This is a genomic window from Martelella sp. UBA3392 (genome assembly GCF_002358775.1).
In the GTDB taxonomy this organism is placed as follows: domain Bacteria; phylum Pseudomonadota; class Alphaproteobacteria; order Rhizobiales; family Rhizobiaceae; genus Martelella; species Martelella mediterranea.
The window spans coordinates 62,037-76,404 of record NZ_DEPM01000144.1; the positions used below are offsets into that span (position 1 = coordinate 62,037).

General features: G+C 62.9%; 13 protein-coding genes. 12 read left to right on the forward strand and 1 reads right to left on the reverse strand.

All coding sequences use genetic code 11. From position 1 onward, the window contains the following. Positions 1-22: 22 nt before the first annotated feature. From B4E36_RS10890 to B4E36_RS10915, 6 genes are read left to right on the forward strand one after another with little or no spacing between them, the layout of a single operon-like run. Positions 23-1,279 (forward strand): ABC transporter substrate-binding protein, encoded by a 1,257-nt coding sequence (locus B4E36_RS10890; protein ID WP_292059318.1) that lies wholly within the window; start codon positions 23-25, stop codon positions 1,277-1,279. Positions 1,280-1,301: 22 nt separating this feature from the next. Continuing rightward, positions 1,302-2,201, forward strand: coding sequence for a carbohydrate ABC transporter permease (locus B4E36_RS10895; protein WP_292059316.1), 900 nt, complete (start codon positions 1,302-1,304; stop codon positions 2,199-2,201). Further along, positions 2,201-3,034 carry a carbohydrate ABC transporter permease gene (locus tag B4E36_RS10900; RefSeq protein ID WP_292059313.1) on the forward strand — a complete coding sequence of 278 codons (834 nt, stop codon included), beginning with the start codon at positions 2,201-2,203 and terminating at the stop codon, positions 3,032-3,034. Before B4E36_RS10895 ends, B4E36_RS10900 begins: the two co-directional genes overlap by 1 nt. A gap of 4 nt (positions 3,035-3,038) precedes the next feature. Next, positions 3,039-4,184: an ABC transporter ATP-binding protein gene (locus B4E36_RS10905; protein ID WP_292059311.1), complete on the forward strand. Its 1,146-nt coding sequence runs from the start codon at positions 3,039-3,041 to the stop codon at positions 4,182-4,184. Between the two features lie 22 nt (positions 4,185-4,206). Then, complete coding sequence (locus B4E36_RS10910) at positions 4,207-5,100, forward strand: ABC transporter substrate-binding protein (RefSeq protein WP_292059309.1); 894 nt, start codon at positions 4,207-4,209, stop codon at positions 5,098-5,100. Positions 5,101-5,124: 24 nt separating this feature from the next. Beyond that, a complete protein-coding gene (locus B4E36_RS10915; RefSeq protein ID WP_292059307.1) occupies positions 5,125-5,838 on the forward strand; it encodes an aspartate/glutamate racemase family protein in 714 nt (237 codons plus the stop codon). 15 nt (positions 5,839-5,853) lie between these two features. Here B4E36_RS10915 and B4E36_RS10920 read toward each other — a convergent pair whose 3' ends face one another. Beyond that, entirely contained in the window at positions 5,854-6,762 is a 909-nt protein-coding gene (locus B4E36_RS10920; RefSeq protein ID WP_018063388.1) for a MurR/RpiR family transcriptional regulator, read from the reverse strand. Positions 6,763-7,234: 472 nt separating this feature from the next. On the opposite strand from B4E36_RS10920, the gene B4E36_RS10925 reads away from it, so the two are divergent. The 6 genes from B4E36_RS10925 (at position 7,235) to kdpA (ending at position 14,354) form a co-directional block, all read left to right on the forward strand. After that, positions 7,235-8,287 (forward strand): AI-2E family transporter, encoded by a 1,053-nt coding sequence (locus B4E36_RS10925; protein WP_292059305.1) that lies wholly within the window; start codon positions 7,235-7,237, stop codon positions 8,285-8,287. A 117-nt stretch (positions 8,288-8,404) separates the two neighbouring features. Next, entirely contained in the window at positions 8,405-8,620 is a 216-nt protein-coding gene (locus tag B4E36_RS10930; RefSeq protein WP_292059303.1) for a hypothetical protein, read from the forward strand. 81 nt (positions 8,621-8,701) lie between these two features. After that, a complete protein-coding gene (locus B4E36_RS10935) occupies positions 8,702-9,760 on the forward strand; it encodes an enoyl-CoA hydratase/isomerase family protein (protein WP_292059301.1) in 1,059 nt (352 codons plus the stop codon). 383 nt (positions 9,761-10,143) lie between these two features. Then, positions 10,144-10,233, forward strand: coding sequence for a K(+)-transporting ATPase subunit F (gene kdpF, locus B4E36_RS10940; protein WP_045679702.1), 90 nt, complete (start codon positions 10,144-10,146; stop codon positions 10,231-10,233). Between the two features lie 248 nt (positions 10,234-10,481). Further along, a complete protein-coding gene (gene kdpB / locus B4E36_RS10945) occupies positions 10,482-12,554 on the forward strand; it encodes a potassium-transporting ATPase subunit KdpB (RefSeq protein ID WP_292059294.1) in 2,073 nt (690 codons plus the stop codon). Positions 12,555-12,680: 126 nt separating this feature from the next. Beyond that, on the forward strand, positions 12,681-14,354 hold the full coding sequence (gene kdpA, locus B4E36_RS10950; protein ID WP_345900335.1) for a potassium-transporting ATPase subunit KdpA: 1,674 nt from the start codon (positions 12,681-12,683) through the stop codon (positions 14,352-14,354). Positions 14,355-14,368 lie beyond the last annotated feature (14 nt).

Here is a 14,368-nt window from a genome sequence, read left to right on the forward strand (position 1 = left end):
AAACTTCAGCAGGAGAACAAACATGATTGACAGAATTCGCAGACGGGGCCTGCTCGCCTCCGCCCTTTTCATCGGCCTTGCCGCCACAATCGGCAATCCCGGAACGAGCCTAGCCCAATCGGGCGACAAGACCACGCTGGTCATCGCCAATTCGCAGTGGCTTGACGCGCTGCGCGGCCAAAATCTCTGGGCCGCGATCAAGAAATACGAAGAGGTCAACCCGGATGTGATGCTTGAGCAGGAGGCCATTCCCTCGGCCGAATTTGCCGACAAGCTGACAACGGAAATGGGCGCCGGCCAGGGCCCCGATATCGCGATCATGCAGGAAGGCCTGTTCTACACCATGGCCGATGCCGGCTTTCTGGTCGATGTCGGCAGTGCGGTCGACGGCGTCGACCTCAACAGCACCAATGAAAACGGCGTGATCGATGACGTGCGCTACGGCATCGCCTGGCAGCGCGCCGTCTATGCCCTGATCTTCAACACCGAGGTGACCGAGGCGGAAGGCGTCGCGATCCCGGCCACCGTTCAGGAGCTGATCGCCTCCGCCAAGCAATCCATGGAAAAGAACCCGGGCGTGATCGGCTTCACCGCCCGTCACCAGATCAACGATTTCACCGGCTGGTTCATGGATTTCCAGAACTGGGCCTATGGCTACGGCGTCAACTGGGTCGACGGGGACGGAAACCTTACGATCAACACGCCGGAAGCGGTGGCTGCGGTCGAGGCATTCAAGGAGACCTATGACTCCGGCGTCATCCCGATCGGCGACAGCATGCCGACGCAGCGCACCCGCTTCAAGGAAAAGCAGGTTGCCTTCTCGATCGACAATTCCGGCGGCACGCTCAACATTGCCTCCGGGGGCGCACTGCCAAGCGCCGATATCGGCGCCGCCGCCTTGCCGTTTGCCCATCCCGGCGCCCATCAGCAGATCTTCCTGGGCGTCAGTTCGCACAGTGACCATCAGGACGAGGCCATCGCCTTCCTGACATGGCTCGTCACCCCCGAGGGTCAGCAGTCGCTGCGTGATGCCTCCGGTCCCGATACGCTGGCGACCGATGTGCCGGTGACGGAGGCGTTCGCCGCCGCCAACCCCTGGGCGCCGACCTTCGCCAAGCTTGCCGAAACCTCGCGCAGCACGCTGATCCCGGGTTATGAGGTCGAAACGCCGCAGATCATGCGCTTCGTCATGCAGGCCGTGGAAAAGGCCATTCTGACGGATACCTCCGCGGAAGATGCGCTGGCCGAGGCCCAGACGCAGGTCGACCGGCAGTTCTGAGCGAAAGGGCGGAAGAGTGATGATGAAGGGTCATAAACGCAGCATAAGCCTGCCGCGGCTCGCCGCATACGGCTTCATTCTTCCGCCCATGCTCTATCTGGTGGTGTTCATGTTCTGGCCGCTGGGGCGGCAGATGTATATGAGCCTCACCAATACGCGGATCATCAACCCAAACCACGGCCGGTTCATCGGCCTTGGCAATTACGAGCGGCTGTTTTCGGACCCGTCCTTCTTCCAGTCCGTCCGCGTCACGCTTGTCTATGCCGTGCTTGCGGTCATCTTCGGCGTGTCGCTCGGCGTCATCTCGGCGCTGGCGATCGACCGGCCGTTCCGGGGTCGGGCGATCGTGCGCAGCATTCTTCTGTTCGGTTGGGCCGTGCCGAATGTCGCGGCCTCGCTGATCTGGCTGTGGATGTATAATGACCGCTCCGGCGTGCTGAACCGGATCACCGAGGCGCTCGGGCTTGGCCGCTATGCCTGGCTGACGAGCACCGACCTGGCGCTTGCGGCCGTGGTGGTGGTCACCGTCTGGCAGGTCGCGCCCTTCGTGATGCTGGTCGTGCTTGCGGCGCTCCAATCCGTGCCGGGCGAAGTGCGCGAGGCGGCGACCATCGACGGCGCCGACGGCCTCAGCACCTTCCGCATGGTGACATTGCCGCATATCCGGCCGGCCATACAGCTCGCCGCGCTTCTGGTCTGCGTCTGGTCGATCCGCCGCTTCGATATCATCTACCTGCTCACCGGCGGCGGGCCTGTCGGTTCGACCAGCACGCTTGTGGTGAAGATCCGTCAGGTCGCCTTCGAGAACCACGAACTCGGACTTGCCAGCGCCTATGGCGCGGTCGGGCTGGTTCTGGCCCTCGCCATCGCCGGTCTTCATTTCCTGTTCGAACAACGCCGCATGAAGTGGATGTCGCGCTGATGACGAAGAAACGCCTCACCCTAAAACCGCTTCGCTATCTCCTGATCGGCGTGCTTCTCGTTTGCGCAGGCTTTCCGGTCTACTGGATGGCGGCCACCGCGCTTTCGGCCAATTCCGAGCTTTACGGTTCCGGGCAGTCCTTCTTTCCGCAACTGAAGCATTTTCCGGCCCTGATGCATGACCTTGGCGAGGTGCCGATCGGGCTCTGGCTGTTCAACACGCTGCTGGTTGCCGCCGGCGGCACGGTGTTGAGCCTCGTGCTCGGCTCGCTGGCGGGCTATGCGCTGAGCCGCTTTCGCTTTCATGGCAAGGGTCTGGTGGGGTTCTTCCTGTTCGTCACCCAGGTGGTGCCGGAAGCGCTGATCCTGGTGCCGCTCTATGCGATGTTCATCACCTTCGGCCTGCTCAACAGCCTTGCGGGTCTGGTTCTCGCCAATGTTGGTTTTTCCTTGCCGGTCGCCTGTTTCGTGCTCAAGGGCGCGATGGACGCGGTGCCCTACGAGATCGAGGAGTCGGCGATCATCGACAACTGCCCGCGTTTTTCGATCCTGACGATGATCATCCTGCCGCTGATCATGCCGAGCATCGCCGCAGCCGCCGTCGTCGCCTTCTTCGCCGGATGGAATGAGTTCCTGTTTGCCTCCACCTTCCTGATGGATCGCGACAAATGGACGGCGAGCGTCGGGCTTGCCTCCTTCGTCGGCCAGTATGAAACCCCAATGTCGGCGGTGATGGGCGCTGCCCTCGTGTTCAGCATTCCGGCCATCGTCTTTTTCCTCCTCATCCAGCGCAAGATCGTTGCCGGCCTGACGGCCGGCGCGGTCAAAGGATAGTGCCATGCCCGCCTTGAGCTTCAGGAACGTCTCCAAGTCGTTCGGCGACAACACCGTTATCAAGACCTTCGATGCCGACATCCATGATGGCGAGTTTCTCGTCCTTCTCGGCCCTTCCGGCTGCGGCAAGTCCACGCTTTTGCGGATGATCGCCGGCCTCAGCGACATCACCTCCGGCGAGCTGCTGTTCGATGGCGAAATCGCCAATGACTGGCAGCCGCGCCGTCGCGGCGTCGCCTTCGTGTTCCAGACCTACGCGCTCTACCCCCATGCCACGGTGCGCGAGAATATCGCCTTTCCGCTGATCATGGATGCGTTTCGCCCGTGGTATCACCTGCCCGCCGTCAACATGATCGCCCGCGCACGGCTGATGAAGCGCGCCGACATTGCCGAGCGCACGCTCCGCATCGCCCGCCAGCTCGAACTCGAGCCGCTACTCGACCGCCGGCCCGCAAGCCTCTCCGGCGGCCAGCGCCAGCGCGTGGCGCTCGCCCGCGCGCTCGTGCGCAACCCGTCGCTCTATTTGCTCGACGAGCCGCTTTCGAACCTCGACGCCAAGCTGCGCACCCAGATGCGCTCGGAAATCTCGGCGCTGCATCACAAGGTCGGCAAGACCTTCGTCTATGTGACGCATGATCAGGTGGAAGCCATGACCATGGCGACGCGGATCATCATAATGAACAAGGGCATCGTCCAGCAGGTAGGCACGCCCGACGAGATCTACGACCAGCCCGCCAATACCTTCGTCGCCCAGTTCGTCGGCTCGCCGCCGATGAACCTCATCCCGGCAACGATCAGGGAGGACGAATTGCGGCTGTCCGGCCGCCTCGCCGTCGACCATCCGGGCCCCTTGCCGAAGCGGCGCGAGGTGACTTTCGGCATCCGGCCGGAAAAGCTGTCGATCCACGCCTCAGGCGAAGGCTTGCTACCGGCGCGCGTCTCGGTGGTCGAGCGCCTCGGCGCCGAGACCGTGATCGGCTGCCGGCTGATGACCGGCGAGGAAGATCACGACCGGTTACTGGAAACCGATCTCGTTTTCGTGCGTGTTTCCGGCCATCTCAAAATGGCGATCGGGGAAGCCTGCTCGCTCAACTACCGCAGCGAGGACACCCTGCTCTTCGACACCGAAGACGGCAGACGCCTGGCCTAACGGCACCGACAAAGAGAAGATCATGCAGACATTTCACATTTCCGCGACCGGCCGCAGCCTCAACTACCTGCCCGAATATGTCGCGGTCGATCAGGGCTTCTTCGAGGAGGAAGGCCTCAGGGTCACCGCCGAGGTTCCGTCCCCCTGGGACCGTGTGCTCGATGATATCGGCACGGGCAAGGCGCAGGCAGCCCTTGGCGGCATCTGGGTACCGTCGATGTTTCACGGCCGCGGCAAACGCTATGTCCCCTTCGCCCAGGTCGCGGCCCGTGCGCCGCTGGCAATCGTCGGGCGCGAGCGGCCAGAGGATTTCGAATGGTCCGCCCTTGCCGGCCGCACCGTGTCCATGAAAGGCAGCAACGGCGCCAGCGTCGGTCTGTTCATCAAGATGCTGCTGCGCGAAAACGGCGTCGACCCGAAGGCCGTCAACTTCGTGCAGGATCTGGACGGCAGGATGCTGACCGACCTCTTCAGCGGCGGCATGGGCGATTATCTGGTGATCGATTTCCCCTCCGCCGTGACGCTCGAGGCGGCCGGCGGCGGCCATGTGGTCCAGCCGCTTCCCGTCACCGGAGGCAATATCCCGTGGAGCGTCTACTATAGCGAGGGCGAGCCGGACGAAGAACGGCGCGAAACCCATACCCGTTTTGCCCGCGCGCTTGGACGCGGCATGAACTGGATCCTTGACCACGAGGCCGAAGACTATCGCGCGTTCCTGGCGGCAACCTTCCCGCGTTTCGCGCCCGACCTGCTGGTGAAACTCACCGATATCTATCGCGCCAACGGCATGTGGACCACGCCCCGAATTGACAACGGCGCCTATCAGCGCTGGCAGGTCGGCATATGCGACGGTCATCTCACCGACGCCCCGATACCCTACGGGGCGCTGATCGACCAGCGGCCGACAGCGGCCTGAACACGTTCGAGAGAGCAGAAAACAATGCGCATCGCCGTCATCAACCCCAATACCACGACCGCCATGACCGCCCGCATTGCCGAGGCCGCGCGCGCCGGGGCCAGCCCCGGAACGGACATCCTGGAACGCCAGTCCCTCCATGGCCCGGATGCCATCGAAGGACCCTTCGACGGGGCGCTCGCCGTGCCGGGCCTCTTGAAGGCGATCACCGCCGCCGAGGCCGAAGGCGCGGATGCCCATGTGATCGCCTGCTTCGATGACACAGGTCTCGACGCCGCGCGCGCCATCGCCACACGGCCGGTCATCGGCATCGGTGAAGCCTCGTTCCATGCCGTGACGCTTCTCGCCCACAGCTTCTGCGTGGTGACGACGCTCACCCGTTCCGCGCCGATCATAGAGGACAACATCCTGCGCTATGGCTTTGCCGGGCGTTGCCGTCGGGTTTTCGCATCGGATATCCCGGTTCTTGCTCTCGAGGACGCGGAAAGCGGCGCCTTCGACACCATTTCGGCCTTTATTGAAAAAGGCATCGCCGCCGGCGCGGACGGCGTCGCGCTCGGCTGCGCCGGCATGACGGGCTTTGCAAAGGAGCTTCAGGCGCGCCATGGCATTCCCGTCGTCGATGGCGTCACCGCGGCGGTCGGCCTCGCCGAAATGCTGGTGCGCTGCGGACTTTCCACATCGCGCGGCGGTATATGGGCTCCGCCGTCCCGAACGCATCTGCTCGCGGCCGAATAAGGCGACCGGCGGCCCCTATACGGGGCCGCCCGGGGTCTGCGGGGTCGAGACATCATCCAGCCTCTTGACCAGCCAGTCGATCCGCTCGTAGCGCTTCAGGCTGGCATCGCCCATCGCGGTCGCCACGCTCCAGGCGAGATAGTTGATGATCGTGAGGGCGGCCGAAAAGGAATTGAACGGCGAAGGCGACTGGCACCGGCAGCGCAGCACGTGTTCGGCCGCCTTGGCGCTGGCCGAAGCGCTGAGATCGGTGATCAGGACGGTGGTCGCGCCGGCCGCCCGCGCTTCCTTGAGGATCGTCGGCAGAAGCCGTGGCCGGCGCCGGAAGGCGATGACGAGCAGGACATCGCCCTTGTCGATCGAGGCGATCTCGTGGGAATAGCTGCCGCCGCCGACCGGGATCACCTGAACATCATTCTTCATGAGCGTGAAATAGTGGGCGGCCTGATGGGCGAGTCCATAGCCGCTCCGAAGCCCCATGATCCAGACGCGGCGCGCCGAGACAATGGCATTGCTGACCGCCTCGAGCGTTTCCGGCGGCAACCCCTCGGCGGTGGCGCGGATATTGTCGAGATCCATCTGAACCGTTGTGGCGATGGACGGCTTTTTCGCGAATGCCTCGCTTTCGCCCTGAAGACCAGCGCGCGGCGAGCCCCAGTGCTGATCTTCCCGTATCTGACGCTTGGCCTCGGGATAGGTCTTGTAGCCGAGCGTGCGGATCAGGCGGGCCGCCGTCGCCTTGGAGACATGCGCCCTGTCAGCCAGTTCCCCGGCCGTGTAGCTCGGCAGATCCATCTGGTATTGCAACAGAATATCCGCAAGCCGCTTTTCGGCGGGCGTCAGCGTCGAATAGATCGCGTAGATTCGAGCCTCGAGAGACCGTTTGACCTTCTGTCCGCCTTCCGGCGAGCCTGATGAACGCACGACAATTCCTTCTCGCGAAAGCTGGTCATAAAATGAAGCGCCGAAAAGCGCGGGATTGATCCGCCTCGGGTTTACCGAAGATCGTTTTCGTTCAGGTTATGCGACAGATGCTGATGCGTCCAGCAGCGCGGCGCAGAAGCCGAGACGACCGTCGAGCAAATCGGACCTTGCGCGCGAGGTTTCCTCCACGGCTTCAAAGTTGGGTTCCCCGGCCGGAAAAGATACGGCGGTCAACAGTGACATGGCGCAATTGAACGGTAAAAGGCCTGCGTTTGTAGCATTCGGCCAGGCGCTCCGGAATCTTGGTCCAATTGACTTTATCGGCTTTGCTCGCGCCGACCGGCGCTATAGTGTTGCGGCGAATACAAGACCGGGATCGTCGCCTTCATCCCCTGCTTGGCTTCACGCTGAGTTCAGCTAAGGTTACGACTTACTGACAAGTTTCCGTGACAACCCACGACCGGGCGGTGCGATGCAGCAAAGGCAGGTCCAGCAGGCGAGTTTCGTGATCCTGACCGTGATCGCGTCGGTCGGGTTCGTCTGGCTGATCCGCCCCTTCTACGGCGCGATCCTGTGGGCCGTGGTGATCGCAATCCTGTTTCACCCTTTCCAGAAAGTGCTCGCGGCCCGCCTGCAGCCGCGCAGGAATATCGCCGCGGGCATCGGTCTGTTTATCTGCGTCTGCGTCATCCTCATCCCGTCAGCCTTGATCTTCATCGCCGTTGTCCGGGAAGCCGCGCGGTTTTATCGCTTCATGTCCATGCATGAGATCGATCTGCCCTCGGCCTTCGAGAGCCTACGCGCAAGGGCGCCGCCCTTCGTGCTGCAGGCATTCGACTTTATCCGCATCGGTTCACTGGAGGAGCTGCAGGGGCGCCTCGACGCTGCGCTGGTGGAGGTCACGCAATGGGCGGCGCCGCAGGCCCTCGGGCTCGGCCAGGGGGCGGTCCGGATAATCGCCAATGTCGGGGTGCTGCTCTATATCCTGTTCTTTCTGCTGCGCGACGGCAGAGCCTTGTCGGCGACAGTGCGGAAGTCCAGCCCGCTGACCCCGCGCCAGACGGAACTGTTTCTCGACAAATTCTCACAGGTGATCACGGCGACTGTCAGGGGCAGTGTCGTCATCGCCCTGGTCCAGGGCGCGATCGGCGGTATCGTTTTCTGGCTGCTGGGGATGGATGGCGCGCTTCTTTGGGGCGTCGTGATGGCGTTTCTGTCGCTGCTTCCGGTGATCGGCGCTGCCGCGGTCTGGGTGCCCGCCGCCTTCTACCTCCTGCTTTCAGGGGACGTCATCAAAGGTTTCATCCTGCTCGCGACGGGAATACTGGTCATCAGTCTCGTCGACAATCTGCTGAGGCCGCCTCTCGTCGGCAAGGGCGCCCGCATGCCGGACTATCTGATCCTGGTATCGACGCTCGGCGGTATCGCGCTCATGGGTATCAACGGTTTCGTCGTCGGCCCGCTGATCGCGGCGCTTTTCGTTACGGTCTGGTCGATGATGTCCGACAGCGATTCCTGGCAATAGGCCGACCTTCGTCGATCAGTGTCCCATGAGAACAGGGACTTCGGATTTCCTCATGACTTCCCGCGCGTTGCGCCGCCAAGCACCCACGCGCGCAGGCCGGTATGGCCGTAGCCACCCATGACGATCAGGGTCAAGCTCTTGGAAGCGCTGCGCCAAGTCAATCACGATCTGGACGTTCCGACGCCGAAAACCTATGGTATCGACGAGGCGAAATGGACCGCGCTTTTGCCCTTGATGTCCGAACAGGCTCTTGCCTCCGGATCGCCCGGCAATAACCCGCGTGTTCCCGATGCGAAGACCATTCAATTGCTGTATCGAGAAGCTTGGGACTGATCCAAGCCCTTGCTCTGGCGCACTCCAAGGCAAACAATAGCCCATGATCTATCCTTCCAGACCAAAATGAGATGCGCCTCCATGAGTGAGAAGTCCAGGCCAGATGCCGTTCAAGCGGAAATGCGGGGGCGTCTGGGGATCATAACCCTTGACCGACCCAAGGCGCTCAACGCGCTCAACCTCGACATAGTCGAGAAACTGGAGGAAGTTCTCGCCGGCTGGGCCACGAACCCGGCTGTTGATGCGGTAGTGATCCGCAGCGCCAGCCCCCGCGCATTTTGCGCTGGCGGAGATGTGCGGTCGATCGGCATGCTGCCAGATCCCTCTGACCGGAGGGCATTGGGCCGGAAATTCTTCGGCAGAGAGTATAAACTCAATCTGCGTATTCACACGCTCCCCAAACCGTTCATCGCACTCATCAACGGCGTCGCCATGGGCGGCGGTCTCGGCCTCTCGGTGCATGGCTCGCATCGCGTGGTGAGCGAGGATTTACGCATGGCGATGCCGGAAACGATGCTTGGCCTGTTCCCGGACGTCGGCGGAACCTGGTTCCTCAATCGTTGTCCCGGCATGCTGGGGCGCTATCTGGCCATGACCGGGCTTGAAATAGGCGCAGCCGACGCCTTGACCGCCCGACTGGCCACGCATCATGTCCCCAAAGCCGGCTTCAATGGCCTCGTCTCAGCACTGGAGGCCGCCGGCCCGCTGGACCGACATCTGATAGACGAAATCATCGAGGCGCATGCCGCAGTTCCCGCAGCCGGACAACTGGCCGAACGGCTGGCCGCCATAGACCACCTGTTTGCAGGCGAGGATCTTGACCTGGTCATGGACGGAATTGCCTCGGCAGCCGGAGAGGCGGAATGGATCGCACAGGCGCAGTCCGCTTTGCGGCGCGCTTCGCCAACCAGCTTGCGCCTGACCTGGCGCCGGATGACGAACGGACGCGACCAATCCATCGAGCAGGTGCTGGCCGATGACTTCCATTCCGCGGTCAGGGTTGTCGGCGAACATGATTTTGCCGAGGGCGTTCGCGCCATCCTGATCGACAAGGACGGCGCGCCAAGGTGGAATCCACCGGAGTTGGCGAGTGTCACGAAGGACGATATCGACGCTTTGCTGGCGCCGCTGGACGACTGAAACGCCCGGCAATGCATCGCCGGTTCAGCCATCGCCGGTCTGAAATTTGGAAAACGGCACTGCTGCCGGGCCGGAACTGGACACTGGGACCAGAGGACCGCCCGCTCCTTCAGTAGGTCGCTCCAAGACGCGACATCGATCGATATGCGACCTGCGGCCGATCGAGAAGTCGCGTTTTTCCTATGAGATTTTTATGTCTTGGCCTCTCCCCCTCTCTCGAACCCTTATGCGGTTCCGCGCCATATTCTTGCCATCATCGGTAATCGGCCGGAATGCGACTGGCGCTCCCATAGCTCCCCATAGCGCATCCGAACTTGTGGCGATGACCTGCATTGCAAATGCGTGGCGCAAATAGAGGCCCCGCATACGAGAAGAGGTGAGAAATGATCGTCGAGTATGCTCTGAGCGGTGCGGTGACGCTGTTCGTCGCTGCCTATCTGATCTACGCGCTGCTTCGGCCGGAACGCTTCTGAGTTCCCGAAGGTCCAGTCCGATGAAACCGGCACGGACCATAGGAACGCCGCTTCGCCAGATCCGCAAATCCCTCGATCCGAAGCAGCACACCCCCCCAAGGCAGGAAAGCCGCTGCGGGCATCGGACGTCATCCTCGCCTTGACCTTGGCGACGGTGCTGATCGCGCTTGTCGCCCGGCTTTCCGCCGCGCTTTTCGGGTGCGGCTGAACGGACCGAACCGTCACTCATTAACATGCTGGAGTCACGCATGAGCCAGTCCCGATCCGCGAGTCTCTTCGACGCTCGCATCCTTGTCCCCGCACTTGGGGGCGCTTTCAAGAAACTCAATCCGCGTACGCTGGCGAAGAACCCGGTGATGTTCGTCGTCGGCGTCGTCTCAGTTCTGACGACAGTGCTGTTTCTCAAAGACGTCGCGACCGGCGCGGGCGACCTCGGTTTCTCCTTCCAGATCATCCTCTGGCTCTGGTTCACGATCCTGTTCGCGAACTTCGCCGAGGCGGTCGCGGAGGGACGCGGCAAGGCGCAGGCCGATTCGCTTCGCCGTTCGCGCACCGAGACGCAGGCCAAGCTGCTTGCCAATTCTGAGAGCGACGAGACCAAGCTCGTGCCGTGCACAAGCCTGAAGACGGGCGACATCGTCCTGGTCGAGGCTGGCGACATCATTCCGTCCGATGGCGAGATCATCGAGGGCATCGCCTCGGTCAACGAGGCGGCGATCACGGGCGAGTCCGCGCCGGTCATCCGTGAATCCGGCGGCGACCGTTCGGCGGTGACCGGCGGCACGCAGGTGCTGTCGGACTGGATCAAGGTGAGGATCACCGCCGAGGCGGGATCGACCTTCATCGACCGCATGATCGCCCTGGTCGAAGGCGCCGAGCGCCAGAAGACGCCGAACGAAATCGCACTGAACGTGATGCTCGCCGGCCTGACGCTGATCTTCGTCATGGCGACGGCGACGATCCCCGCCTTCGCCGCCTATGCCGGCGGTTCCATTCCGATCATCGTGCTGGTGGCGCTGTTCGTGACCCTGATCCCGACCACGATCGGCGCGCTGCTTTCAGCCATCGGCATCGCCGGCATGGACCGCCTGGCGCGCTTCAACGTGCTTGCCATGTCCGGCCGCGCCGTCGAGGCGGCAGGCGACGTTGACACGCTGCTGCTCGACAAGACCGGCACGATCACGCTCGGCAACCGTCAGGCGACCGAGTTCCGGCCCGTCAAGGGTGTCACCGCAAAGGAACTAGCCGATGCCGCTCAACTGGCCTCGCTCGCCGACGAGACGCCGGAAGGCCGCTCCATCGTCGTGCTCGCCAAGGAGAAATACGGCATTCGCGGGCGAGACATGCAGTCACTTCACACGACCTTCGTGCCGTTCACGGCGCAGAGCCGCATGTCGGGCGTCGACTTCGATGGGTCATCGATCCGCAAGGGCGCCGTCGATGCCGTTCTCAAATATGTCGAACAGGCATCGGCCGCAAATGGGTCGACACGCGCCAGCGCCGAAAGCAAACGCGAACTCGAGACGATCGCCAACGACATCGCCAAGACAGGCGGCACACCGCTTGCCGCGGTCAAGGAAGGCAAACTGCTCGGCGTCGTCCATCTCAAGGATATCGTGAAGGGGGGTATTCGCGAGCGTTTTAACGAACTGCGCCGCATGGGCATCCGCACGGTGATGATCACCGGCGACAACCCGATGACGGCGGCGGCGATCGCGGCGGAAGCCGGCGTCGACGACTTCCTCGCCGAAGCCACGCCGGAAAACAAGCTGACGCTGATCCGCGAGGAACAGGCCAAGGGCAAGCTCGTCGCTATGTGCGGCGACGGCACCAACGACGCCCCCGCCCTCGCCCAGGCCGATGTCGGCGTCGCCATGAACACCGGCACGGTCGCAGCCCGCGAGGCGGGCAACATGGTGGATCTGGATTCCGATCCAACCAAGCTGATCGAGATCGTGGAGATCGGCAAGCAGTTGCTGATGACCCGCGGGGCGCTGACCACGTTCTCGATCGCCAACGATGTCGCGAAGTATTTCGCGATTGTGCCGGCCATGTTCATCGCGCTCTATCCGCAACTCGGCGTGCTCAACATCATGGGGCTCGCAACGCCGCAAAGCGCGATCCTGTCGGCGATCATCTTCAACGCGCTGATCATCATCGCCCTCATCCCGCTTTCGCTCAAAGGCGTTGCCTACAAGGCCATCGGCGCGGACGGGCTCCTGAGGCGCAATCTTTTCATCTACGGGCTTGGCGGCCTGATCGTGCCGTTCATCGGCATCAAGGCGATCGACCTCGTCATCACCGCCATCGGCCTCGCCTGACCACAAGGAACGCGACACATGACCATCCTCTATCTCGTTCTCGGACTGGCGGTCTTCGGGCTTCTGCTCGTCATGACCGACGCCGTCGACCGCGCCTGATCTTCCAACGATGTCGGAGACTTCTCGATGTTCATTCAATCCATAATCTTCGTCGTCCTCGTCGTTGGCGGCACGGCGCTCATCTCCTGGCCGCTCGGCCGCTACATGAAATGGGCCATGGACCCGAACAGGGGCGAGGCCGGCGGCTTCCCCCGCCTGTTCCAGTCGATCGGCGGCGCCACATGCATGCAGGACCAGAACTGGAAGCGCTACATGGTCGCCATGCTGGCCTTCAACGTGGTCATGTTCGTGGTCACCTTCGGGTTTCTCGCCCTGCAACAGGCCCTGCCACTCAATCCCGATGGCAAGGGCGCGCTGGAGGGCAGCCTGATCTTCAACACGGCGGCCTCGTTCACCTCCAACACCAACCTGCAGCATTACTCGGGTGAGGTATCGCTCAGCTACCTGTCGCAGCTCGGCGGGCTGATGTGGCTGCAGTTCGTGTCTGCGGCCACCGGGATCGCGGCGCTTGCCGCGCTCGCCCGCGGTCTTGCCGGCAAGCCGCTCGGCAATTTCTTCGTTGACCTGCAGCGCGCGTCCTTTCTCGTCCTGCTGCCGGTCGCCTTCGTGTTCGCCATCCTCCTCGTTCTCGGCGGCGTCCCGATGACGTTCGATGGGGCGGCGGTTGCGACCACGCTGGAAGGCGTGCAGCAGATCATTGCCCGCGGCCCGGTCGCCGCCTTCGTGTCGATCAAGCAGCTCGGCACCAATGGCGGCGGCTTCTTCGGTCCCAACTCGACCCATCCGCTGGAGAACCCCAGCTTCTGGACCAATATCATCGAGATGGTTGCCATCATCCTGATCCCGATGGCCTGCGTATGGATGTTCGGCCGGATCATAGAGCGCAAGCGCCACGCCATGGTGATCTTCGCGGTGATGCTGGGCTTCATCGTGGTCAAGATCGCAGGCGCGGTCTATTTCGAATCCGCGCCGACAGAAGCCTTCGCCAACCTGCCGATCGAGCAGACCGTCGGCAATCTCGAGGGCAAGGAACTGCGCTTCGGCGCGACCGGCGGCCCGCTCTGGTCGGTGCTGACGACCTCGACCTCGAACGGTTCGGTCGGGGCCATGCATGACAGCCTCAATCCGATGACAGGCCTGATGCCGATGGTCGGCATGTGGCTCAATTCCACCTTCGGCGGCGTCGGCGTCGGCATGATCAACATGTTCCTCTATATCGTCGTCGGCGTCTTCATTGCCGGGATGATGATCGGCAGGACTCCGGAATATCTCGGCTGGCGCGTGGAAGCGCGGGAGGTGAAGTTCGCGCTGTTCGCCCTGTTGGCGCATGGCCTCTTCATCCTGGGCGGGACGGCAATCTTCGCCGCAACGCCGTGGGGCGCCGACACGCTCAACAATGTCGGACCGCACGGCTTCTCCGAAATGCTCTACGAGTTTACGTCGGCCAGTGCCAACAACGGCTCCGGCTTCGAGGGGCTCGGCGATGGCACCGTTCCGTGGAACATCGCGACCGGGATCGTGATGCTCTTCGCGCGGTTCATTCCGATCATCCTGCCGCTCGCGATCGTCGGTTCGCTGTCGGCGAAACGGCGCAGCGTCGAATCGAGCGGCACGCTCAGCGTCGAAAGCGGCGTCTTCGCGACCATGCTCGCCTCGACGATCTTCGTCATCGGTGCACTCACCTTCTTCCCGGCGGCGACGCTCGGCCCGATTGCCGAACACGTCATGTTCATGAACTGATCCGGAGATCCGAA